17 protein-coding genes are annotated in these 21,908 nt (G+C 56.7%); 13 read left to right on the top strand and 4 right to left on the bottom strand.

Going from position 1 to position 21,908, the window contains the following annotated elements; translation table 11 throughout:
• Positions 1-12 precede the first annotated feature (12 nt).
• The 3 genes from DSM3645_RS24905 (at position 13) to DSM3645_RS24915 (ending at position 3,411) form a co-directional block, all read left to right on the top strand.
• Positions 13-1,443, top strand: coding sequence for a DUF1501 domain-containing protein (locus tag DSM3645_RS24905; RefSeq protein ID WP_002655403.1), 1,431 nt, complete (start codon positions 13-15; stop codon positions 1,441-1,443).
• A 462-nt stretch (positions 1,444-1,905) separates the two neighbouring features.
• Positions 1,906-2,907: a DUF1559 family PulG-like putative transporter gene (locus DSM3645_RS24910; protein ID WP_002655404.1), complete on the top strand. Its 1,002-nt coding sequence runs from the start codon at positions 1,906-1,908 to the stop codon at positions 2,905-2,907.
• A 57-nt stretch (positions 2,908-2,964) separates the two neighbouring features.
• A complete protein-coding gene (locus DSM3645_RS24915; protein ID WP_040352997.1) occupies positions 2,965-3,411 on the top strand; it encodes a hypothetical protein in 447 nt (148 codons plus the stop codon).
• Positions 3,412-3,527: 116 nt separating this feature from the next.
• On the opposite strand, the gene DSM3645_RS24920 is transcribed toward DSM3645_RS24915, so the two are convergent.
• Complete coding sequence (locus tag DSM3645_RS24920) at positions 3,528-4,223, bottom strand: sugar phosphate isomerase/epimerase family protein (RefSeq protein WP_002655406.1); 696 nt, start codon at positions 4,221-4,223, stop codon at positions 3,528-3,530.
• A gap of 437 nt (positions 4,224-4,660) precedes the next feature.
• On the opposite strand from DSM3645_RS24920, the gene sppA reads away from it, so the two are divergent.
• Entirely contained in the window at positions 4,661-5,710 is a 1,050-nt protein-coding gene (gene sppA / locus DSM3645_RS24925) for a signal peptide peptidase SppA (protein ID WP_002655407.1), read from the top strand.
• 161 nt (positions 5,711-5,871) lie between these two features.
• Here sppA and DSM3645_RS24930 read toward each other — a convergent pair whose 3' ends face one another.
• Positions 5,872-7,179 (bottom strand): BBP7 family outer membrane beta-barrel protein, encoded by a 1,308-nt coding sequence (locus tag DSM3645_RS24930; protein ID WP_161603416.1) that lies wholly within the window; start codon positions 7,177-7,179, stop codon positions 5,872-5,874.
• A 501-nt stretch (positions 7,180-7,680) separates the two neighbouring features.
• On the opposite strand from DSM3645_RS24930, the gene DSM3645_RS24935 reads away from it, so the two are divergent.
• The 9 genes from DSM3645_RS24935 (at position 7,681) to DSM3645_RS24975 (ending at position 18,223) form a co-directional block, all read left to right on the top strand.
• Entirely contained in the window at positions 7,681-9,879 is a 2,199-nt protein-coding gene (locus DSM3645_RS24935) for a hypothetical protein (protein ID WP_002655409.1), read from the top strand.
• Between the two features lie 278 nt (positions 9,880-10,157).
• A complete protein-coding gene (gene hpf / locus DSM3645_RS30735; RefSeq protein WP_040353000.1) occupies positions 10,158-10,505 on the top strand; it encodes a ribosome hibernation-promoting factor, HPF/YfiA family in 348 nt (115 codons plus the stop codon).
• Positions 10,506-10,576: 71 nt separating this feature from the next.
• Positions 10,577-11,053 carry a PTS sugar transporter subunit IIA gene (locus DSM3645_RS24945; protein WP_002655411.1) on the top strand — a complete coding sequence of 159 codons (477 nt, stop codon included), beginning with the start codon at positions 10,577-10,579 and terminating at the stop codon, positions 11,051-11,053.
• A gap of 121 nt (positions 11,054-11,174) precedes the next feature.
• Positions 11,175-11,477 (top strand): HPr family phosphocarrier protein, encoded by a 303-nt coding sequence (locus DSM3645_RS24950; protein ID WP_040353356.1) that lies wholly within the window; start codon positions 11,175-11,177, stop codon positions 11,475-11,477.
• 14 nt (positions 11,478-11,491) lie between these two features.
• A complete protein-coding gene (gene ptsP, locus DSM3645_RS24955) occupies positions 11,492-13,240 on the top strand; it encodes a phosphoenolpyruvate--protein phosphotransferase (protein ID WP_002655413.1) in 1,749 nt (582 codons plus the stop codon).
• A gap of 514 nt (positions 13,241-13,754) precedes the next feature.
• Positions 13,755-15,521: an Rne/Rng family ribonuclease gene (locus tag DSM3645_RS24960; RefSeq protein WP_002655414.1), complete on the top strand. Its 1,767-nt coding sequence runs from the start codon at positions 13,755-13,757 to the stop codon at positions 15,519-15,521.
• 191 nt (positions 15,522-15,712) lie between these two features.
• Positions 15,713-16,027, top strand: a complete 315-nt coding sequence (gene rplU / locus DSM3645_RS24965) for a 50S ribosomal protein L21 (protein ID WP_002655415.1) — start codon at positions 15,713-15,715, stop codon at positions 16,025-16,027.
• Between the two features lie 467 nt (positions 16,028-16,494).
• The gene (locus tag DSM3645_RS24970; protein ID WP_002655416.1) at positions 16,495-17,055 is read left to right on the top strand and encodes a flavodoxin family protein; all 561 of its coding nucleotides are present in this window, start codon (positions 16,495-16,497) and stop codon (positions 17,053-17,055) included.
• 10 nt (positions 17,056-17,065) lie between these two features.
• The gene (locus tag DSM3645_RS24975; protein ID WP_002655417.1) at positions 17,066-18,223 is read left to right on the top strand and encodes a YcxB family protein; all 1,158 of its coding nucleotides are present in this window, start codon (positions 17,066-17,068) and stop codon (positions 18,221-18,223) included.
• A 299-nt stretch (positions 18,224-18,522) separates the two neighbouring features.
• Here the strand turns inward: DSM3645_RS24975 and DSM3645_RS24980 are convergent, their stop codons facing one another.
• Positions 18,523-20,637, bottom strand: coding sequence for a glutamine synthetase III family protein (locus DSM3645_RS24980; RefSeq protein ID WP_390073115.1), 2,115 nt, complete (start codon positions 20,635-20,637; stop codon positions 18,523-18,525).
• A 391-nt stretch (positions 20,638-21,028) separates the two neighbouring features.
• On the bottom strand, positions 21,029-21,883 hold the full coding sequence (locus tag DSM3645_RS24985) for a porin family protein (protein ID WP_040353001.1): 855 nt from the start codon (positions 21,881-21,883) through the stop codon (positions 21,029-21,031).
• Positions 21,884-21,908: the final 25 nt, after the last annotated feature.

Here is a 21,908-nt window from a genome sequence, read left to right on the forward strand (position 1 = left end):
GCCGAGAGAGCGATGATGAACGCATTTTCTGAACTTTCGCGACGCGGATTTTTGGGCGACATCCTGACCGGATTGTCCGGCGTCGGCCTGATCGATCTGCTCTCGCAAGGCGCTTTTGGCGACGAAGCGAAGCCTGCGCAGCAAACGCCCCATTTCGCCCCCAAAGCGAAACGCGTGCTGCAGGTCTTTTGCCCCGGCGCCGCGTCTCACATGGACCTGTGGGACTACAAGCCGTCGCTCGAAAAGATGGCCGGCAAACCGCTTCCCGGCGAAGAAAACTTTCTTTCATTTCAGGGGAAGAACGGCAACTTGATGCCCAGCCCTTGGGCGTTCGCCCCGGCCGGCGAGTGCGGCAAGCCGATCACGACGATGCTTCCTCATATGGCCCAACATGCGGACGACATCGCGTTCATTCATTCAATGCACAGCAAGACCAACACGCATGGTCCCGGCTGCGTCTTCATGAACACTGGACACTCGACCGAAGGTTTCCCCAGCGCCGGCGCCTGGCTCAGCTACGCGCTGGGGAGCGCGAATGATAACTTGCCGACCTATGTCGCGATTCCCGATGTTCGCGGCGAGCCGCCGAACGGCAAAGCGAACTGGTCCAACGGATTTTTGCCGGCGCGACATCAAGCGATCGTCATGAGCGATCAGTTGCCGATACGCAACCTCGCGCGGCCCGATCGAATTGCGGAAGCGGAAGACGCCGCCGCCCGAGCGCTGGTCGCCAAACTCAACCGCGAGTTCGCCGAGCAATACTCGGCCGAGTCCGAACTGCAAGCGCGCGTCGCCGCCTACGAGTTAGCGGCTCGGATGCAACTTTCGGCGCCGGAGGTTTCTAATCTAGCGAGCGAGACCGACGCAACGCATCAGCGCTACGGCACGACCGACGCCAATCCATTGAAAGCGGCCTATGCCCGTAATTGTTTGCTGACGCGGCGACTGCTGGAACGAGGAGTCCGCTACGTCAACTTGTATTGTTCGTCTCGGGCCTCCGGCGTAGACGGCCTCTTGAATTGGGACGCGCACAAAACGCTGAAGCCCGACTACGAGCGGCATTGCCCCATCTTCGATCAACCGACCGCGGCGCTCTTGGCCGACCTGAAGCAGTCGGGCCTCTTGGAGGATACGCTAGTCCTATGGACGACCGAGTTCGGTCGGATGCCGACCCACCAGGTCGGCACAACGGGGCGCGATCACAATCCGGACGGGTTCACGTGCTGGATGATGGGCGCCGGCGTTCAAGGAGGGGTCACCTACGGCGCGACCGACGAGTTCGGCCGACGCGCCGAAGTGAACCCAACCACCGTCTGGGACTTCTACGCGACAGTGCTCCACCTTCTCGGTTTTGATCACGAGAAGCTTACGATCTACCACAACGGTCTCGACCGCCGGCTGACCGACGTGCATGGCCACGTGATCCAAGACATTTTGACTTGATCGCGCGGGCCGATCCTCAAAAAGACTAAGTGGACCGCCTATTGCGCCGGTTCTGATGGCGACTTTGTCTATCCCATATCCTTCAATTGATTTCCCTTTTTCGTCAGCTCCAGCAGGTTCGCTTCCGACCTCGGCGAAGGTCGAGAAGCATCGGGGGGATGAAAGGTCTCTTCCGACACTCATGGCAATTACGTTCTAAATCATTGCTATGCAAACGGTTGTACCGTAGGCCGGCCACGCAACAGCCGCCCTAAAGGCGTGAACAAAGCCACTGTGTTGAAACAGTAATGGCGAAATCGCTTCTCTGATGGAGTCGCATCGGTCGGCTCGTTTCGTTGCGAGATCGGAAATACGTGCCTATACTTCCGTCGTCAGTGTTCTAGTCGAAATCACATCATTTCCGAATTTCTTCACTTACTTGTCTCGGCTGACTTCGGAACAGATTTTTTGGAATCGAACCTCATGAAACGAACCGGATTTACTCTTGTCGAATTGTTGGTGGTAATCGCGATCATCGGAGTCCTAATTGCGCTCTTGTTGCCGGCAGTTCAACAGGCGCGCGAAGCGGCGCGGCGAATGTCATGCAGCAACAATTTGAAACAGATGGGATTGTCGCTTCACAATTACCACGACACCTTTAACTCCTTTCCGTACGGCGCCCGTAACATGGCGAATGGAAGCTGGGGCCCTTCGTTTTACGCCGGGTTGCTCCCGTTTTTGGAGCAAGGCAACTTGCTCGCGAGCTTGGATTTAACGGTCAACAACGCTGGATTGGATGGGAACGCCAGCGTGCTAAAAGGAATTCCTCCATCCGCGTTTGTCTGTCCTTCTTTTCCCGGCAGTACTTCTGGCTGGAATGGCGGCTGGGATTCGGCCTCGACGTATGTTGGAATCGCCGGCGCCGACCTATCGACGGCCAACTTCGTCGAATCGCGTAAGAACACCGGCTTCAGTTGCTGCAGCGCCGCAGGCGGAACCGATGACGGCGTGATCGCCGCCGGCGGGATGCTGATCCCCAATCGAACGCTCGGTTTTCGTGATGCGACCGATGGCAGTTCCAACACGGCGATCATCGGCGAGCTTGGAGGACGGATGTTTCTCGCCGATCCCGCGGCCTATTCCGATATCTCCGGAACCACGGTTTTGCTCGCCGGCACCGGCAGTCCCGAAGGTGGGCATGGTTGGTTGATGGGAACCAACGAAGGCGGAACGCCGCCGAACTTTGGCGGCCAGCGTGCTTGGAATATGACGACAATCCGCTACGCGCCCAATACGCGCAATTATGATTTGAACGGCGTTAGCTACAACCTAGGCCCCAACAACCCACTCCTCTCAGAGCACCCCGGCGGCGTTCAGGTGGTGTTTGCGGATGGTCACGTCACGTTCATCTCCGACACGATCAATCTCGATATTTTGAAATACCTGGCGACTCGCGATGATGGCCAAGTCGCTACGCTTCCATAACAACGCCGGCGCCCCTTGCTGCGAACATCCCCAATCAAAAATGAAAGAGGAAGTATTGTGAAACTTATCTCCGTCATAAAGCTCGCCCTATTCGCCGTTCCGTTATCACTCGCACTCCTCAACGCTGGGTGCAGTTCGGGGGGGCCACCGCCGGGCTTGAAAGGAATTCAAGGTCAAGTGACCATCCAGGGTGAACCAGCGCCCGCCGGCGTCCGGCTTGAATTCCAACTAGCGAACGAGAGCTTTTCGTTTACGGTTCGCACCAAAGAGGACGGCTCTTACAAATACCTGCCGTTGGCGGAAGCGCCATTAAAAACAGGAGTCTACCGGGTCGCGATCCTGCCGCCAGCCGCCAAGACAGTCGTTAACGAGACTGGAGTCGCCATGAGCGAGAAACCGTCCGGCCCCAAGAATTATGGCAAGTACTCGAATAGCCAGACAAGCGGGATCCAAGCGGCCCTGAATGACGAAGTCGTCACGCTTGATATCGAGATAGAATCCTAAGATCGCAATTTCAGAACTTGCCACGAGACAGCCGTGCGTCTCGTGGCGAGCAGAGATCTCAAGCGGTAATCGATTCAGCATTATCGCTGAACCGGTTCCCACGACGAGCAATTGCATTACAGCAAGCTCTCCATCAACAGTCGCATTTTCCGCATTTCGGCCATTTGGTCGACATCCGGCAGCGGCGGCATGTGGATGGTTAACGCTCGCTTGTAGTGGACCGATTCCAACTGCGAGATCACTTTGCCGTACTCGACTTCGCCTTGGCCGACGCGAACCTGCATCTCGGCCTTCGTCGTATCACGCAAATAGACATGGCGGACGTAGCTGAGGATCTTTTCGTAGTTGGCCGGGCTATCTTCGCGGCAGATAAAGTGGCTCGGGTCGAGCGTGACGCCGAGTCCTTTGACATTGTCGCACAGCACTTTGATCGTGTCGGCGTCTTCCGACAAGCAGCCGACCTGCGTGTGCATGCTGACCACGATCCCTTCAACCGCGGCGATCGCGACCAGCTCACGCAGGTGCTCGACCTCTTCATTGAATGGAGTGCCCAACTCGCCTGAGGGGACGGTCAGCGACGAAACTTTGACTGCTTTCGCCAATTTGCAGATCGCTTCAAACTGGCGATAGTGCTCGTCTTTGACGGCGTCGATCTGGATTCGAAAATTGGACAGATTCAGTCGTTGCGTATCACGACAAACTTCGAGAGCGCCATCCGGGTCGTTCACCACGAATGACGGCTTGAGATGTTTACTTTTCTCGCTGATCGTGAGATCGACGTTGCTGAATTCAAGATCAACGAGCTTTTCCATGCACTCGCGCATGGGAAGATCTGGAAAACACTCGCTTGAAGCCGAGACGAACACGAGAAGCTCCTTCCGGTCGAAAACAGGCGCCACGCACTCGTGGCATCGCCAATACGCCTAATACTCATTCGCCGCCGTTGCTAACTAGCGGCGCAAGCGGGAAGCTTACCGAGCAGGGCGACCGAGGACAACAGCAACGTTTTTTTTGGGCGCCGCTAGCACATCAAGCGTAATCGTGGTCACGCGAAGGCGAATTGCTTCCAGCCGTCAAAATCCTAAAATATGGCGTAGCCGTCGTCCATGGGGAGCCCTCCACCGTCCCAAGACGCCCACTTTTCCCCCCAGGCGAAACTCACGTCTTATCCTTCAAGCACCACCGCTTGAACCTCCAGCTTCGCGGACTGAACCCGCATTTAGCGATATTCCACGCAAAAGGTAACTCGATGACCAACGGACAGAATCCACCCCAACAGCAGCCCATCATCATCAAGCACGGCAGCAGTTGGTTCTTGCGAATCATCGCCTTTGTCGGTTGGCTGGGCTTGATGTTCGCTGGCCTGATCATCATTGTCCAGCTCGCCGCTACGGCACAATATTTTAACGAAGAAGACGGCGTCAGCGAAAAGTATTATTCCGGCGATAAAATGGCCACCGACAAGATCGCCCTGATTCGCGTCGAGGGCTTGATCATGGAAGGGGAAGGTTACATCCGCAATCAGATCGACCTGGCCCGCAAAGATAAGAACGTCAAAGCGATCGTCTTGCGGGTCGATTCGCCCGGCGGATCGGTCAGCGCCTCGGACTACATCTATCACCATCTGAACGAGCTGCGTGAAGATCGCGAGATTCCGCTTGTCGTCAGCATGGGCTCATCCGCGACCAGCGGCGGCTACTACGTTGCGATGGCGGTCGGCGACGAGAAAGACGTGATCTTCGCCGAACCGACGACGATCACCGGTTCGATCGGCGTGATCATTCCGCACTACGACGTTAGCGGATTGTTGGCCGAGTACCACATCAAAGATGACTCAATCGCCAGCCACGAACGCAAACAAATGCTAAGCATGACCCGGACGATGCCCGAAGATCAGCGTGAGCTGGTTCAAGGCCTGGTCAATGACATGTTCGAGCGTTTCTTAGACGTCGTGAAGACAGGGCGTCCCGCCTACGTCGAAGATCCCGACAAACTGAAAGAACTGGCGACTGGCGAAGTTTACTTGACCGACCAAGCAATCGAGCTGGGACTGGTCGACAAGGTCGGCTTCGTCGAAGCAGCGATCGAACGTGCGGCCGAATTAGCCAAACTAGACGCCAAGAAGACGCGAGTCGTCGCTTATAAGAAACCGGTTTCGTTGTTCGGCATCGGATCGGCCTCGGCGGCCAATCCGACCGAATCGCTGATGAATGCGGTGCTCAATGTGACAAGCCCCAAAGCGTATTACCTGAACTCCAGTCTGCCGTCGCTGTCGGCCGGCCTTTCGTCCGCCCAGTAGTCGCGATCGAAAAGCAAACCCAAGATAAAGCCGCCGGCGAGATCGTCAGGCGGCTTTTTCCTTTCTTGCCCTGTCGCCAAACTCTGCGACCAGAAAGCGAAAAAGCCGTCTCACAAGTGCGAGACGGCTTTTTCAAGTTTGACATGCTTCACAGCAAAGGCTTACCAGATGAACTGGCCGCCGAGGTACCCGCCGTGCAACAGCAGGTCGCCGTTGGAAGGCGTGCTGGCGACGATCCCCAGGTCTTCAAAGTTTTGGGGAATTTGCTCCGTCGCCAAAGCGATGCCCGACGCGGCGACGACGCGGTAACCGCCGTTGATCGAGAACCGCTTCGTCAACTGATAGCCGGCGCCGAGGTCCAATTCGCCCAGGAAGCTGACGCGTCCCTTGTTGGCCGAAACATCGTACTGGCGGCCGTTATTCGGGCTCAACGCGTTGTCGATATAGGCGTTGCCCAAGTTGCCATACATCCGCGATTGCTGATTGATCGCATTTCCGTAGATGCCAAACTTCGTCTTGGCGTACAAGTTCAAACGATCGAAGTTGTAGTTCATGATCATGCCGAGCTGGGCGCCGATCAAGTTGTTGTCTACATCGATATCGTAGTGCAGTTCGTCATCCGCTCCGTTGAAAGAATAGTCAGTCGGATCGGTCGAGAACGCAAAGCCTTCACGAACCTTGAAGTAACGCAGACCAGCGAGGGCGCCAAAAGTAACGTTGCCGCCGCAGCAGTTAGCGTTGTAAAAGTTGGGGTCTTGGAAAAAGTTCAGCTCAACATTGTAAAAGTCGTAGCTGCGTTGCAGACGGTGAGCCTGCGCGTTGTTGTAGTAATCGTCGACATTGCTGCCGTTATAGGTCAAACCCTGGAAGTTGGCGTCGAGCGGAGTGTCCAGCTGACCAATGAGCCCTTGATTGGTGACCGTGTGCGACGCCGTTCCGCGGACCGCCCAGTAGTCAACTTCCCAAGCCCAATTGCTGCAACCGAAGTGACGTCCGAAACGAAGTTCGTAACCGGCCTTCCAACCCATACCGGCGGCGTTGGATCCCATCGTGCGAGCCGCATAGTCGCCGCTGTCATTCGACAGCCAGACTTCATTGCTGTTGTCGCGGGTCATCGCCAAAGCGCCGGCGTAGGCGAACCAGGTCGGGCAAAAGCAATCCTGGAAGCATTCGTCATAGCAGCCGCCGTCCGAAGCGCAACCGCTGCCGTAGGATTCGCCGTAGGCAGCCGACGGCATCATTCCTGGCTCCAGCGACTCGGCGTAAATCTTGTCGGCCGGAGCTGGGGCGTCTTCCGTAAGGGAGACAGGCTGAGTGTTTTGTCGCCACAGTTGAGCGGGGCTTTTTTCGGGGGCAAAATAGCTGGGCCGATCAAGCGAACTGGGCTGATCTAGATTAACGGGCGCCGCAAACAGTCCCGACGCCGATAGCGTCAGCGCAAGTGCAGCGGGAAAACGAGAAACCAACATCTCCGGAACTCCTTCAAAGTTTGGCCGACACGCTGCCTCCATATTGCAGACGTGTTTTTCCATTGGCCGTGTGTCAGGTGGAGTCGGACATCCGTTCCGAACTTGCTGACGAGGGCAAAATCCGTCAGCCACAATGCTATCGGTCGCTCCATGCAACCTTCGCTATATGCAAGCATCGACACCGCTAGCAGTGAATCATCGCCGAATTTAGAGGAGCGAAGATAAAATCTGGCGGCGCTCGACGGCTTAGCTGGAATAGCCGGCAAATCCTGATTAAGAGTCAGGCCAAGATCGCCCCTCGAAGTCGCAAAACCAGCCTATTCAGCGTAAAAAGAACCGAAAGAGCGGCGCTGAGCCGCAAATCGCAAGATAGGACGCAAATCGGGCCATGGCAATTATTTGCCCAAATATTTCGCCCAGTTGTACGAATCGCCGCAGGGGGCGGCACTATTACCTACAACCCTTAAATATTTCCCCTTCGGACTTCACCACGAGCCAACAATGGCGATGCGACTTACCTTACGCGTGCTGCTGGCCTACATGCATGGAATCCTCAGCGAAGCGGACGCTGCGGAGATGGATAAAAAAGTGGCCGAGAGTGAGTTTGCGCAAAAGCTGATCACTCATATTCGCACGCGAGTAATGCGCAAAGAATTGTCCGCATTGGCCGTCGAAGGTGACGGCATCGGTCGCGACGCCAACACGGTGGCCGAATACCTCGACCATAAGCTCGATCCCCAGCAAGTCGCTCAGCTGGAGCTGCTCTGCTTCGAGTCCGATCGCCACTTGGCGGAAGTCGCGTCGTCGCACCAAATCTTGACAATGGTGCTGGGAACGCCGGCCCATGTTTCGTCATCGCTCCGCAAACGGGTGTATGGACAACTCGGCAACTCGATGTTGTTGAAGACTGACTCTTCTACCGACCTCAACGCTGTGTTGACGCCAGACGATCAACGCTGGAGCACTTCGGACGACGTTCCCCCCGACGTGGAAGAAGACGATCGCCATTTGGCGACGGCTGAATTGCCCATCGCACAGGTGATTCCGGATGAAGAAGAGGAAGACGAGGATTTCGAAGATGCCGAATTGGCGACCTCCAGCAGCGGGGCTTTCGGCCGCAAAGGTTGGAGCATGGCCCTCGTCGTCGTACTAGCGCTGGCCACCGGTTGGTTGATCGCGGCGAGCGGCTGGATCGCGCCCCCTCAATGGCTCACCGGTCGAACTGACTCCGATGTCGCTCTAGCTAACGACAAAATTGGCGATTCCACCGCCGAAGTTCCTGCCGAGCAAACCACTCCGAACCAACTCAGCGCCTCGGGGATTTCGCGCGACAAGGTGAATACGCTCGACGATATCCCGTTTCAGCCCGGCGCTGGGACTGGTCCCAATACGACCAATCCCGATGCTTCGACGCCAACTTCGCAACAGATTGCCGCTAATCCCGGCAGTCCCCCGGCAATGAGCCAACCAGCGCTGGCGAATCCCCGCGACGCCAACCCGGACCCAACACGAACGGCGGAAGCCGACATGCCGTTTAGCAATGTGCCCACTTCCCCGCCTGAGGGAGAAAACCAGGAACCGGCCAATCCAGAGAGCATCGATCCATCGCTGCTCGAGCCTGGGCGTCGCGGCGTCTTCCTGATTCATGACATCACCAGCGGACAATTTATCGCGCCGCCGCAAGGCGCGGTGCTCCGGCCATTTCAACGTTTGATTGTCGGTCCCGGCGGATATTTTGCGACGACGGCGGAAGATGCCGGCGAATTGATCGTCGTCGGACCGGCCGATATGTTGCTCACCGCGGATGGTCGCGTGATGTTGAACTATGGGCAGATATCGATTCCGGCCTCCGAGAGGGCGATCACCATTGAAGTGGTCGGCGGCTTGAGCGCCACGTTCAAAAACATCGCCGAAGGGGGCGAAGCGAATATCGAAGTCGATCGGTACATGACCGCCGATATGCCGCCGATATCCCAAGGTTGGATGAAAATCTACAGCGCGGGTCAATGCGAAGTTGTCGTCGGCGACGTTTCGTTGCCGCTGCTTCCGGCCGACGAACTGATCATGCGTACCGACAATCCCCCGATCCTGAATCACCGGAAGCAAGCTCCCTCGTGGAGCGTTCTCTATCCTTCTCCCGCGGCCGACTTTGTTCGTCTGAAATTGACGGAAGGCGCGACGCAGGGGATCGAGCCGCTCGCCATGTTGCAGCGGGTCGCCGAGTCGAACGCTTCGCCCGGCGTTCGAAGCGAAGCGATGCGAATAGCGGCGGCCGCTGGAAAATTCGGTCCGCTCGTCGCGTCGTTCCATGATCCGACCCTCAGCCAGTTCTGGTCGGCCCATTTTCAAGATCTGGCCGAATCCTGGGCCCGCGTGGAACCCAATGAAAAACCAGAATTGGAAGCTGCCGTCCGCAGCTTGAGCCCGCAGTTTGGGGACGCGTTGATCGGCATGCTCGACAAGTACTGGCGAGAAGAACTGACAAAACCAGAAGCAGTTGAGCTGATCTTAAACCTCGGGCATCACGAAACGGCGGTCCGATTATTTGCATTTGAGAGCCTGGAACGAATGGCCGGATATACGCTTTTATATCGTCCCGATATGAGCGAGGCCGAACGAGAAGGACCGATCACGCGCTGGTGGGGAAGATTCAACGCGGGGCAGTTAAGCGGACTGACCGCGACGAGAACGCCGAAATAATGGTCTAATTCCCCCTACGGCAGTCCACATTACCCAAACCGGCTCCAAGCAGCCGATCCCTCCCCCTAGTAGTCATTTGGAGCGATCTGTGTCGCTACTACCGGCCCCAATCTTACCTCGCTTCACTCTTTCCTGTGCCTAGCCCGGTTGAATGGGCTTTGTCACGACGCATAATTGTCGATAGAATATCCCGTTTCCATCTAGCTTTCGCCTCTCCCCTGGCGAGTTGGTTCAATGGAGCCGGACTCGCAGGTACCCGTTTCGAAGGAGTTTTCGTCGTGCAAGTCAATATTTCTACGCGACATGGCCACTTGAGCGCGGACTCGCAAGAGACGATTTCCGAAAAAGTGCAAAAGTTGACCCGCTTGTTTGAGCGGATCACTTCGGTCGATGTGACCGTCGATTTAGAGCACAACGACAAGCCGGGCGTGGAATTGCGTGTTACGGCCGAGCGCACCGACGATTTTGTCGCTGCTGACAGCTGCTCCAGCTTGCTCGGAGCGTTGGACAACTCGATCCACAAGATGGAACAACAACTCCGCAAGCATAAAGAGCGGCTGAAAGATCATCGCGGTCCAGGCTTAAAAGACCAAGCCGCCGTTAACAGCCCTGATTCCGAAGCCTAAATACACGCACCGTCGGAGACCGACTGCCAGAATTTGCAGTCGCAGCACCGATCCGAGGAAAGGACCGAAACGTGAAGTTTGCTGACTTCATTTGCGTCAACGGGATCAAACCCGAGTTGAACGCTCTAGACAAAGAAGGCGTCATTCGCGAGCTCGCGGAAAGCCTTGTCGCGGCGGGAGCGATTCAAGCCGAAAACGTCGACGGCATCATCAAAGCGATCATGAAGCGAGAGGAGCTCGGCAGCACAGGCATCGGCCGTGGTATCGCCGTTCCTCATACCAAGCATCCGAGCGTAGAAACGCTGGTTGGCACCGTTGGGGTAAGCACCGACGGTGTCGAGTTCAGCAGCCTAGATGGTGAAAAGGTTCATCTCTTCTTCTTGCTGGTTTCGCCTCCGGATCGCCCCGGCGATCACCTGCGAGCGCTGGAGAATATCTCTCGCCAGTTGCGGGACGATATGTTCTGCAAATTCCTGAAGCAGTCGAAGACCGTCGCCGACATCCAGCAACTGCTGGAAGAAGCCGACAACAACCAATTCGGCTCGTAAGTCTCGCTGCGCGTCTCCTCACGGAGACGCGGCGGTATTCATGGGCGGCGGACGGCGGCGCACCTATCGCAGGATCGACTCCGCCCCCCGCCGGCTCAATCGAAATCTTTCTGTTGGCGAAATGACCCACCAGCACGCGACTCGTCGAATCGTTATCAAAAATCAGCAGGGACTGCACGCGCGTCCTGCCGACGCTTTTGTCAAACTGGCGAATCAGTTTCAAGCGAATGTTGAAATTGAGCGCGATACGCTCCGCGTCAGCGGCAAGAGTATTCTCGACCTACTGACTCTCGTCGCCGAACAAGGCGTGCAATTAACGATCATTGCTGACGGCCCCGACGCGGAAGCGGCGGCGGACGCTCTCGCCGCGTTGGTCGATACCTTCGTCGAAGAAGACGAACAGCCTGACACTCAACCTGACTGAACCCGCTCGGTCCTATGCGTATCCTTCAAGGCATCGCCGTTTCGCCAGGAGTCGCCATCGGCGAGGCCGTCGTCATTGATGACAAAGGATATCGCATTCCTCGGCGTTTTATCGCTCGCGGCGCGGTCGAAAGCGAAATGCAGCGACTCGAAGGCGCCTTCGCCGCCGTCGGGAAGCAAATCGAGCAAAGCCGCGACGAGATCGCCGGCGAATTAGGCCAGCAATACGGCGCGATCTTTTCCGCCCACCTACAGATGCTGCAAGACGCCAAGTTGCGTACCGAGATCGACCATCTCGTCAAGCAACGTCATTATTCGGCCGAATACGCGATCACCCGGGCACTCGGCAAATACAGCAAATTCTTCGAGAATCTGCCCACCGCCTATCTGCGGGAACGCGCCAATGATGTCCATGACATCGAACGCCGCTTGATGGGCGAACTGATCGGCAATCGCCGCGAAGCGCTGGAAGAAATTAAATCGCCGGTTGTCGTCCTCGCCAACAATTTGACCCCCAGCGAAACGGCCAATTTAAACCGTGAGATGGTGCTGGGGTTTGTGACCGAAGTCGGCGGCCCCGGCGGACATACGGCGATCGTGGCCGAAGCGCTCGAAATTCCAGCGGTGGTAGGTGTCGGCGACTTTTTAAACGAAGTCTCTGGCGGCGACCTGGTGATTGTCGACGGCGATCAGGGCCGGGTCATCTTCCAGCCGGACGACGAAACGATCGCTCGCTACGAACAAGAAGTCGAAGAACACCGCAGTTTGGCCGCGCGGCTCGATTTGCTGCGTGATTTGCCGTCTGAGCTGCTCAGCGGCGAGCAAATTCATCTCTATGCGAACATCGAGTTTCCGCATGAGGTGGATGCGTGCCTGCAGCGCGGCGCCGAGGGAATCGGGCTCTACCGAACCGAATTCCTCTATCTGGGGCAAGAACAAGAGCCAACCGAAGAAGACCACTACCAGGTCTACGCCAAAGTGGTGCAAGACATGGGGGGTGCGCCGGTCGTGATCCGCACGCTCGATTTGGGCGCCGACAAGATCGCTCGGGCCCCCAACGAGTCCCGCGTCGCCGAAGCGAATCCTTTTCTGGGATTACGCAGCATTCGGCTGTCTCTTCGCAATATCTCCTTATTCCGTACGCAGTTACGGGCGGTATTGCGGGCCAGCATGATCGGCGAAATCCATGTAATGTTCCCCTTGGTCAGCACTCTGCACGAATTGCGGCAGGCAAAGATGCTGCTGACTGATATCATGGAGGATCTTGACGAAGAAGGGATTCCCTACGATCGGAACCTGAAAATCGGCATGATGGTCGAAGTCCCATCTTCGGTGATCATGCTCGATCATTTCGCCAAAGAAGTCGATTTTATCAGCATTGGCACGAACGATCTGGTCCAATACACGTTGGCGGTCGATCGTAGCAACAAAGAAGTAGCGGCGCTGTACAACAATTGCGACCCTGCCGTCCTCCGTTTGATCGAAATGACGGTTCGTCTGGCGAAAGAAGCCGATATCAAGACGACCCTGTGCGGCCAAATGGGGGGAAATCCAATCTATGCCATGTTGCTGATTGGGCTTGGTTTGCGTAGCCTTAGTATCACGCCGAGCGCAATTCCCGAGATCAAGAAGGTGTGCCGGAGCGTTTCTCTCGCCCAATGCGAAGAAGTCGCCCGCCGCGTACGGGAAATGGAAAACGCTCGAGAAATCAAACGCTACCTGCGTGAGGAAGTCCGCAGGGCGGTACCCGAATTAATGATGTAATGCGGAACAAAACTTCCGCGATAACCGAATACCACACTTAGTTTCACGACCATTCGACGCAGATACAGAGTAACGACGCAGCGGGAAATAACGCACCGCCAGGCAGACCGACGCGACCCTTCGCGACTCTGGGCCCGTTCCACAAAATGGGCCCATCGATCATGACGCCAAACAGCCGATTCTGAGATCCATGCGACGCGCCAGCCCGGTTTCTGTAGATGAAACGCCGCTCAGCGCCGCGACCCGGCCTTTTGACGCCGCTTTGCAGTTGCTTACCGACAGAGAGTCCCGCATAGAATTCGTCACAGTGCGACAGACACGGCCGCCCCATGCATGCAGATGCTAGCCGCCAGACCTGCCCGCCTAATAACGTTTCTTTTCCGCTAACGTCGCTACTGTTGCTGACTTGCTCGTCGCAGCCGGTTGCCGATTCTTTTCGGCAGAGTTCTGTGCGAGCTGTTCTCCCTGCGCGGAAGGTCGGTCGTGAAACGCAACTCACGAAAGACCGAGCAAGATGAAGAAGGAAATGCTGATCAACGTATCGCAGCCGGAAGAATGCCGGATTGCGATCGTCGAGGACGGAATCCTCGAAGAGTTCTATCTCGAACGAACTAGCCAAGACAATTACGTCGGCAACATCTACAAAGGCGTTGTCGTCAATCTCGAACCGAGCATTCAAGCGGCCTTCGTCGATTTTGGCGTCGGCAAGAACGGCTTTCTCCACATCAGCGATGTCGAGCCGCAGTACTTCCGCCAAGGGGGCTATGACCCGGCGGAGCAGCTGGATGACGACTTTGGCGGCAGCTACGGCGGCGCCACCGCGGCCGACTTTAGCGATGACGACGAAGAAGAAATCAGCGACTCGTCCGGCGATGACGAAGAAGACAAACCTGACGCCAATGACGATGGCGACGGCGATAGTGATGACGATGCCCCCCCCAAGCCGCCGCAAAGTCGTGGTCGCGGCCAACGACGTCCGCAGCAGCGCCGCCAACGCCCCGGCATGCGTCCCCGCGTCAAACCGCCGATCCAAGAGATCTTCAAACGCGGCGACGAAGTTCTGGTGCAGGTCATCAAAGAAGGCATCGGCAGCAAAGGGCCGACCCTCTCGACCTACATCAGCATTCCCGGCCGTTACCTGGTGCTGATGCCGGCTCTGGGACGCGTCGGCGTTTCTCGCAAGATCGAAGACGATCAGGTCCGCCGCCGCTTGCGTTCGACCTTGCTCGAGCTGAGCCCGCCAAAAGGCCTGGGCTTTATCGTCCGCACCGCCGGCCAAGAACGGAACAAAAAAGAACTGTCGCGCGATATGGCCTATCTGCTGCGACTGTGGAAGGTGATCGTCCGCCGGCTGAAAAACACGACCGGACCGTGCGACATCTACGAAGAAAGTGACATGATCATTCGGACGATTCGAGATATCTTCTCGTCCGATGTCGACTCGATTTACGTCGATAGCGAACCAGCCTACGAGCGAGCCAAAGAGTTCCTTCAGCTGGTCATGCCGCGGCACGTCAACCGCTTGAAGAAGTACGAGAGCAAAGACCCCCTCTTCCACAAGTATCACTTGGACGAAGAGATCGCCCGCATCAACCAGCGCGAAGTTCCGCTGCGTCGCGGCGGTTCGATCGTGATCGATCAGACCGAAGCCTTGGTCGCGATCGACGTCAACAGCGGCAATTTCCGCTATGACGGCACCGCCGAAGAAGCTGCCTACCAGCTCAACATGATGGCCGCCAAAGAAATCGCTCGCCAATTGCGGTTGCGAGATCTCGGCGGCGTGGTGGTCAACGACTTTATCGACATGCGTCGTGAAAAGCATCGTCGCAACGTCGAGCGGGCCCTCCGCGACTCGGTCAAACGCGACCGTGCTCGCACCAAAATCCTGAAAACCAGCCCGTTTGGCCTGATCGAGATGACCCGGCAACGGATTCGCCCCAGTCTGAAGCGGAGCGTTTTCAAGGATTGTCCCTGCTGCAAAGGGCGCGGCGTGGTCAAATCGGCCGAAAGCATGGCGATCGAAGTCGTCCGCATGCTGCTGGCGGCCGCTCATCACGACGGCGCGTCGCATGTGACGATTCGGGTCAACGACGAAGTCGCGACCTATCTGAACAACAAGAAACGCCGCGAATTGGCCCGGATCGAAGAAGACACGAATATCGTGGTTCAGATCTACGGCAGCGAATCGTTCTACCCAGAACACCTGGAAGTCGAATGTGTCGACGCCGACGGCCGCCGGCTCCATTTTGACGATCGCCCGACCGGAAACGCCCGCCACTAGACGGAGGGGTTTTGGCGACTTGCCCCGCTCGTCACAGAATTTGACGCAGCGGGGCCGCTTAGGGTCTCGACAAGCGGCTCTGGTTTTCATATCTTTGAAGGTTTCCCCAAACGTGTCTGGCGTCTCTTGGTAGTCGCCGGCCCCGTAATCACCAGCAAATCACTGATTTGGCAAGTTCTCAGGTTCCGGCCATGTACGCGATCATCAAAGAAGACGGCAAGCAGATCAAAGTTGAAGAAGGCCAGGAACTGCGCCTCGACTACCGCGCCGACGCCGCAGCCGGTGACGAATTGACCTTTGGGTCGGTTCTGTGCATCTCTGGCGAAGACGGCGTAAAGCTGGGCAAGCCGGTCCTCGACGGCGCCTCGGTCACGGCCGAAGTGGTCGGCGTTGTCCAAGGCCCGAAGCTGGTCATCCAAAAGTTCCGCCGCCGCAAGAACTCGCGTCGCAAAACGGGCCATCGCCAGATGTACACGAAAGTGAAAATCGGCAAGATCACCGCCTAGCGGACGCTGTTCGCCAAAACTCAGGCGAGCAAAAATCTAAAACAATCTCAAAACGCCAAAGTCGCCTATGACTTTGGCGTTTTGCTTGCGCTAACTGCAGGTCAGGCCCTGACCTGACGAAGCACGACCGGCAAGGACCGGACCGCACCATCTTTTTTATTAAATTGCCTAGTCCTCTCCAGTGTCAGCTTAGGGGGCTTTTGCGCTGCGTCACTACGCCTAAACCGATTGGACCGGACCGCCTTGCTGGTCTTTTCGGCCAACGCGCGATTGTGATTTGATGGTTGATGCTCCGTCTGTAATCGAGCGGAAAACCGTGCGGATTGTCAACGGACAAATCTCGCGATTGGGCCAGGCTCCTCCACTTGCGCGATAGTGGCGAAAACTGCTTCCATCACTGAGTTGACTCCGGCTGCTGGCTCCTTGAAGATAGCCGCTGACTTTTCTGGCGAATCAGGAGACGGCGCATGAGTAAGATTCTTGTTCTCTACCACAGCAACAGCGGCAACACGGCCAAGATGGCGACCGAGGTCGCCGCTGGCGCACAGGAAGTGCTCGATGCCGAGGTCCGTCTATTGTCGATCGATCAAGCGACCACCGCCGATCTCGACTGGTGCGAAGGGATCGCCGTGGGCAGTCCCACCAATTACGGCACCGTCAGTTGGCAAATGAAGCAGTGGTGGGACAACCAGCCGCTCGAGAACTGGGGCCAGCGCGATGGACGAATCGGCTGCGCGTTCAGTTCGGCGGCTTCGTGGGGCGGCGGCCAAGAACTGACCTGCATGACGCTGAACGCCATCCTGATGAACTACGGCTATCTTGTCTTCGGCGTGACCGATCTGACCGGCCCGCAGCACACGCTGCACTATGGAGCGATCCAGGCCGGTTCGCCGCGTCAAGAGAAAGAGATCGCCGGCTGCCGACGACTGGGGCGACGTCTGGCCGAATGGGTCGCCGTTTATTTTCACGGCCGCCAAGAGCAACACCCGCTGCGGCAAGACTATGCTCGCTTTGAACACTTGAAGTAGAGCTACGCCGATGAATCACCCTGCCAGTGACAATCCGTTTCAATCGCCGCCGGCGCCGCCAAGCGACATGCTTCCGACCGATGAGGTGATCACGGTCGAAGGAGTCTTGTCCCCAAAGGATCTGGCCGCCGCCTACAAGTTGTATTGCATTAATGGACGGACCATCGGTTGGATGGTCGCAGTGACGATCGCTGGATTTTTCCTCTATCGAGCGGCAAAGCTTGAAGTGTGGGGAATGCTGCTCCTTTTGATTCTGGCCAGCAGCATCACGATCTTCTGGTTGGGCATGTACTGGCTGTCCTATTTTCTAAATCCATTTTGGCGAGCCAAACGTCTGCTTCTCCAGGAAGTGCCCCAGCGCAGCCAAATCGTCTTCTCGGAATCCGGCGTCCAGTTCGATTCGTCTGCGAAGACGGTTCTTTACGTCTGGTCGCAATTTTCACAACTGCTTGCCGGGCGAAAAATGCTTGTGCTGATACTCAAGACAGGCGAGCTTCTCATGATTCCCTCCCACTTCTCCACCAGCGAGGCCGACTTTCGCCAAATGCGAAAAAAGATCGCCGCTCGCCTAAGCTTGTCAGAAGACTTTGACGCGAAAATATCTCCGGATGACCAGAAAGAGATCTCTTTCGCGACGAGTGATTCAGGAGAGATCGCTGGCGAAGGATACTTGCAACCCAACGAATATTTCATCGCTCAAAGGCAGGTTTTTCAAAACCAATTTTTGTTGACCGTGAGCTTTGGCGTAGCAGCGTGCGGCGCTGGCGCCTACTTTCTTTGGGTCGCTTTTTTTGTCCTGCCATACCAAGGGGTTGGGATCTTCAACCCGCAGCCTGAGACATCCGTGGTCGGCGCAGGGGTCAGCTTTCTGCTGGCCATCGCCTCGTTTTTTTTACTGCGACATCGGATCGGTCAAAGTCGCCGAGTCTATCAAGATGAATTTTGCGGTCGCTTGATCCGCTGGTTATTCAACGAGCAAAGCTTGACTTGCAGAACTAATCATTCTCGCCAAACTTATGACTGGAAGAATATCACCGGGGCCATTGAGAAGGGGAATCAACTTATCTTGATCCACTTGAACCATCACCCGCTTTCGCTTCCACGACGTTTCTTCGCCTCGGACGAAGATTGGCGGCAAGTGGTTGAATGGGCTCAGCGAAGTGAATGATCTTTCGCCGCATAGAAAACGCCACATTAACCAGAGACGCGAGCCGATGGAATGCAGCTGGCCACTTCAATCCAAGCTGGGATCGCCGACCACATTCCATCGGCTTGCGCCTCTGGCTGGCGTTCATTTGGCAAATGTACCGCCGCTTAAAAATGCGTGTCGCTGGCTCGTGCGCAGTCAGACGGCGAATCTGGCTGGGCGGCATGCGGAATGACTGATCGCCGCGCGTAAAAAAAGCTGGCCGCAAGATTTCTCTCGCGGCCAGCTTTGGATTCATCTGCAAGGAAGCGAAGCTTCGCTTATTTGACGAACAACATTTCCTGGTAGGTCGGCAGCGGCCAGATATCGTCGGCCACGATGCCTTCCAGTTCGTCCGCGGCGGTGCGAACGGCCAGCATCGCCGGCAATACGCTGTCGCAGAGGTAGCGCGATTCCTCTTTGAGGTCTGCAAAACCGTGCTTCGCCATTTTGGTTTCCAGGTCGGCGGTGCCGTCTTGCAAGTCTTTGACCAAGCTCGTGACCTTGTCCAACGTGTTGGTGTCGAAGTCGTAACCCAACATCTTCAAGTTGGCGCAAGTCGAAGCGAGTTCGCCTTGATAACGGACGGCCGCGGGGAAGATCAGCGTCCGAGCGATCTCGACCATCAGCGCGGCTTCGACGGCGATCGTCTTGCAGTACTGCTCTAGATAGGTCTCCATCCGGCTTTCCAGCTCACGTTCGCTCAGAACGTTGTACTTGGAAAACAGGGCTTTGACTTCCGGAGCTTCCAGGCCCGGCAAAGCGTCGGCCGAGGTCTTGCGATTGATGAGACCGCGTTTCTCGGCTTCGGCGTGCCATTCTTCCGAGTAACCGTCGCCGTTGAAGACGACCGCGCCATGCTCGGTGATGATGTCTGTCAGCAGCTTCTGCAAAGCGGCGTTCAGTTTCGCCGGATCGCCGCCGGTCGCTTCTTCCAACTGCGTAGCACAGTAGTCGAGCGAATCGGCCACGATCGTGTTCATCGCGACCAACGGGCCGGCAATCGATTGCCCCGATCCGACCGCACGGAATTCAAACCGGTTGCCGGTAAAGGCGAACGGGCTAGTGCGGTTGCGGTCGCCAGCGTCTTTCGGCAACGGCGGCAAAGTATCGACGCCGACGGTCAACGTCCCCTTCGGAATCGAACTGCTGGCGCCACCCTGTTTGATCTGATCAAAGACATCCATCAGCTGATCGCCGAGGAAGATCGAGATGATCGCCGGAGGAGCTTCGTTGGCGCCCAAGCGGTGATCATTTCCGGCAGTCGCGACGACCGCACGCAGCAGACCCTGATACTTGTGTACGCCGCGGATCACGGCCGCACAGAACAACAGGAACTTGGCGTTCTCGTGCGGGGTATCGCCCGGGTCGAGCAGATTGCCTTGCGTTTTGCTGCCCATCGACCAGTTGACGTGCTTGCCAGAACCGTTGACGCCGGCGAACGGCTTCTCGTGCATCAAGCAGGTCATGCCGTACTTCTCAGCAACGCGACGCATCATCGTCATCGTCAATTGCTGATGGTCGGTCGCGACGTTGGCGAACTCAAACATCGGCGCGATTTCGTACTGCGACGGCGCGACTTCGTTATGACGAGTTTTGACCGGCACGCCGAGCTTGAACAGTTCGCGTTCGACTTCCAACATGAAGGCGAGCACGCGATCCGGAATGGCGCCAAAGTAATGATCGTCAAACTCTTGGCCCTTCGGCGGCTTGGCGCCAAAGAGAGTGCGACCAGCGTTGAGCAGGTCAGGACGAGCAAAGAAGAAGTTGCGATCGATCAGGAAGTATTCCTGCTCGGGACCGGCCGTCGACGAGACCAGAGCTCCATCTTCGTAACCGAACAGCTTCAGAACGCGCTGAGCTTGGACGTTCAGGGCCTGCATCGAACGCAGAACCGGCGTCTTCTTGTCGAGCGCTTCGCCGGTCCAAGAGACAAACGCGGTCGGAATGCAGAGCGTCGTACCGTTGTCATTCTCCAGAATGTAAGCCGGGCTGGTGACGTCCCAGATGGTGTAACCGCGGGCTTCAAACGTGGCGCGAATACCGCCGGTCGGGAAGCTCGAACCGTCTGGTTCGCCCTGGATCAGCTGAGCGCCGCTGAATTCGGCGACGGCGCTCCCTTCGCCGTCCGGCGTCAGAAAACTATCGTGCTTTTCGGCCGTAGCGCCGGTCAACGGATAAAAGACGTGGGCGTAGTGAGTCGCGCCCTTCTCGATCGCCCAATCCTTCATCGCCGAAGCGACGATGTCCGCGGCTGTCGGATCCAGCTTTTGACCCGCTTCCATCGTTTTCATCACCGATTTGAAAACCGGCTTCGGCAACCGGGCTTTCATTTCCGATTTGCCAAAAACGTTCGCGCCGTAGAGATCTTGGGTAGTCGTCTCGATGAAGTTCATCGGGGGATTGGCGGGCTTGTAATTGGTGACCGCCGAGATCGCCGCCATACGGGGCGAACCACCGATCGTCACCGAGCTGCCCGAGACGGCGTAACTGCCGCTCGCTTTTTCTTTTGACGTGCTGCTCACTACAAATAGCCTTAAATTAGAGAGAGAGGGTTGGGGCTAGGCGAAAACGAAAGAGGGCGCCCCACAGTCGATTTTGCCAAAACTTTAATCCGACACAAACCTGCTCGTCGAGCAGGGACCCGCCGGAATCTTTAAGTCGCCAAGAAACAGCAAATTTTGCGCCAGAGCTAGCAGGTCGTTTTTTTCCGAGATTCGGGCAAAGCGGCCCAATACAACGCCGAATTCGCGCGCAACGAGTGCCTAGAAAAACCGCATTTGTCGCCTACCGCGTATAGCTCCAGCGGCTACCGCCAAATCGATATTCGATCCCGGTAGTAAACGAGAAATTGTGCGTCGTCGAGACGTCGGCCGAACCAAACGCAATGTTGTCCATCAATTCGCAGCGAAAAGCGAGCCAAGGACGAAAATAATGCTTCAAACCAATCCCGATAGGTAAAGAAAAGTTGGTTTGATCACGATTAACGCCGTTCACATCGTCATAGCCATAGTAGGTAGCGCCCAGTCCCAACGCCGCGTAAGGGCGCCAAGTCGAGTCTCCCCATGGGTAATACAGCAGATTCGTGTCAAACATCATCAGCTGGGCGCTGCCGTCGAGCAGCGGATCGGACGCATAGCTGAGCTTGGCGTCACCAAAGGCGAAGCGAATTTCGGTTCCCCAGTAGTGATCAAAATCGTAGCCCAGGCGAATCCCTTGAATCATCGTGCTGCGGAGCAAGATCTCATTCCGCTCAAGATCGTTGGTCTCGACCACCCCAAAAAAATAGTCGAAGTGATAGGGGCGATTTCGCCAACTTGTCCCATAGAGCGGCTGTCCCACGCCTTGATGCCGCGCGGGATCGTCGGGATTTGCGTGATAAAATCCAAATCTCTCGTAGATCGCTTGACGGGGAACTTCGCCGTCATGAATCCAAGCTGGCGCGGCGACTTCGGCTTCGCCGGATGGGGCCTGAAAACTGCCGAATTGGGAGAAATCGTGTCCCGCAGGCTCTAATTTCGGCGCACTTGTGGGAACCGGCGCAGCGGCGGAAACCGCTTCCTGTGCGCATGAAATGGCCGTGATCACGAAAAAAGTCGCAATCGCTAGCGTCAGAACGACAAACTGGGAGCTTCGGCGCATAGAGTTCGTTTCTTCACCAAAAGGG

The sequence above is a fragment of the Blastopirellula marina DSM 3645 genome, from assembly GCF_000153105.1.
GTDB classification, from domain to species: domain Bacteria; phylum Planctomycetota; class Planctomycetia; order Pirellulales; family Pirellulaceae; genus Blastopirellula; species Blastopirellula marina.

Bases quoted from the DNA above. Each gene is read 5' to 3' on its own strand.
- DSM3645_RS24905 (WP_002655403.1), top strand. From the start codon at position 13: ATGATGAACGCATTTTCTGAACTTTCGCGACGCGGATTTTTGGGCGAC.
- DSM3645_RS24910 (WP_002655404.1), top strand. From the start codon at position 1,906: ATGAAACGAACCGGATTTACTCTTGTCGAATTGTTGGTGGTAATCGCG.
- DSM3645_RS24920 (WP_002655406.1), bottom strand. From the start codon at position 4,223: ATGGAAAAGCTCGTTGATCTTGAATTCAGCAACGTCGATCTCACGATC.
- sppA (WP_002655407.1), top strand. From the start codon at position 4,661: ATGACCAACGGACAGAATCCACCCCAACAGCAGCCCATCATCATCAAG.
- DSM3645_RS24930 (WP_161603416.1), bottom strand. From the start codon at position 7,179: ATGTTGGTTTCTCGTTTTCCCGCTGCACTTGCGCTGACGCTATCGGCG.
- DSM3645_RS24935 (WP_002655409.1), top strand. From the start codon at position 7,681: ATGGCGATGCGACTTACCTTACGCGTGCTGCTGGCCTACATGCATGGA.
- DSM3645_RS24950 (WP_040353356.1), top strand. From the start codon at position 11,175: ATGACCCACCAGCACGCGACTCGTCGAATCGTTATCAAAAATCAGCAG.
- ptsP (WP_002655413.1), top strand. From the start codon at position 11,492: ATGCGTATCCTTCAAGGCATCGCCGTTTCGCCAGGAGTCGCCATCGGC.
- DSM3645_RS24960 (WP_002655414.1), top strand. From the start codon at position 13,755: ATGAAGAAGGAAATGCTGATCAACGTATCGCAGCCGGAAGAATGCCGG.
- rplU (WP_002655415.1), top strand. From the start codon at position 15,713: ATGTACGCGATCATCAAAGAAGACGGCAAGCAGATCAAAGTTGAAGAA.
- DSM3645_RS24970 (WP_002655416.1), top strand. From the start codon at position 16,495: ATGAGTAAGATTCTTGTTCTCTACCACAGCAACAGCGGCAACACGGCC.
- DSM3645_RS24975 (WP_002655417.1), top strand. From the start codon at position 17,066: ATGAATCACCCTGCCAGTGACAATCCGTTTCAATCGCCGCCGGCGCCG.
- DSM3645_RS24980 (WP_390073115.1), bottom strand. From the start codon at position 20,637: ATGAACTTCATCGAGACGACTACCCAAGATCTCTACGGCGCGAACGTT.
- DSM3645_RS24985 (WP_040353001.1), bottom strand. From the start codon at position 21,883: ATGCGCCGAAGCTCCCAGTTTGTCGTTCTGACGCTAGCGATTGCGACT.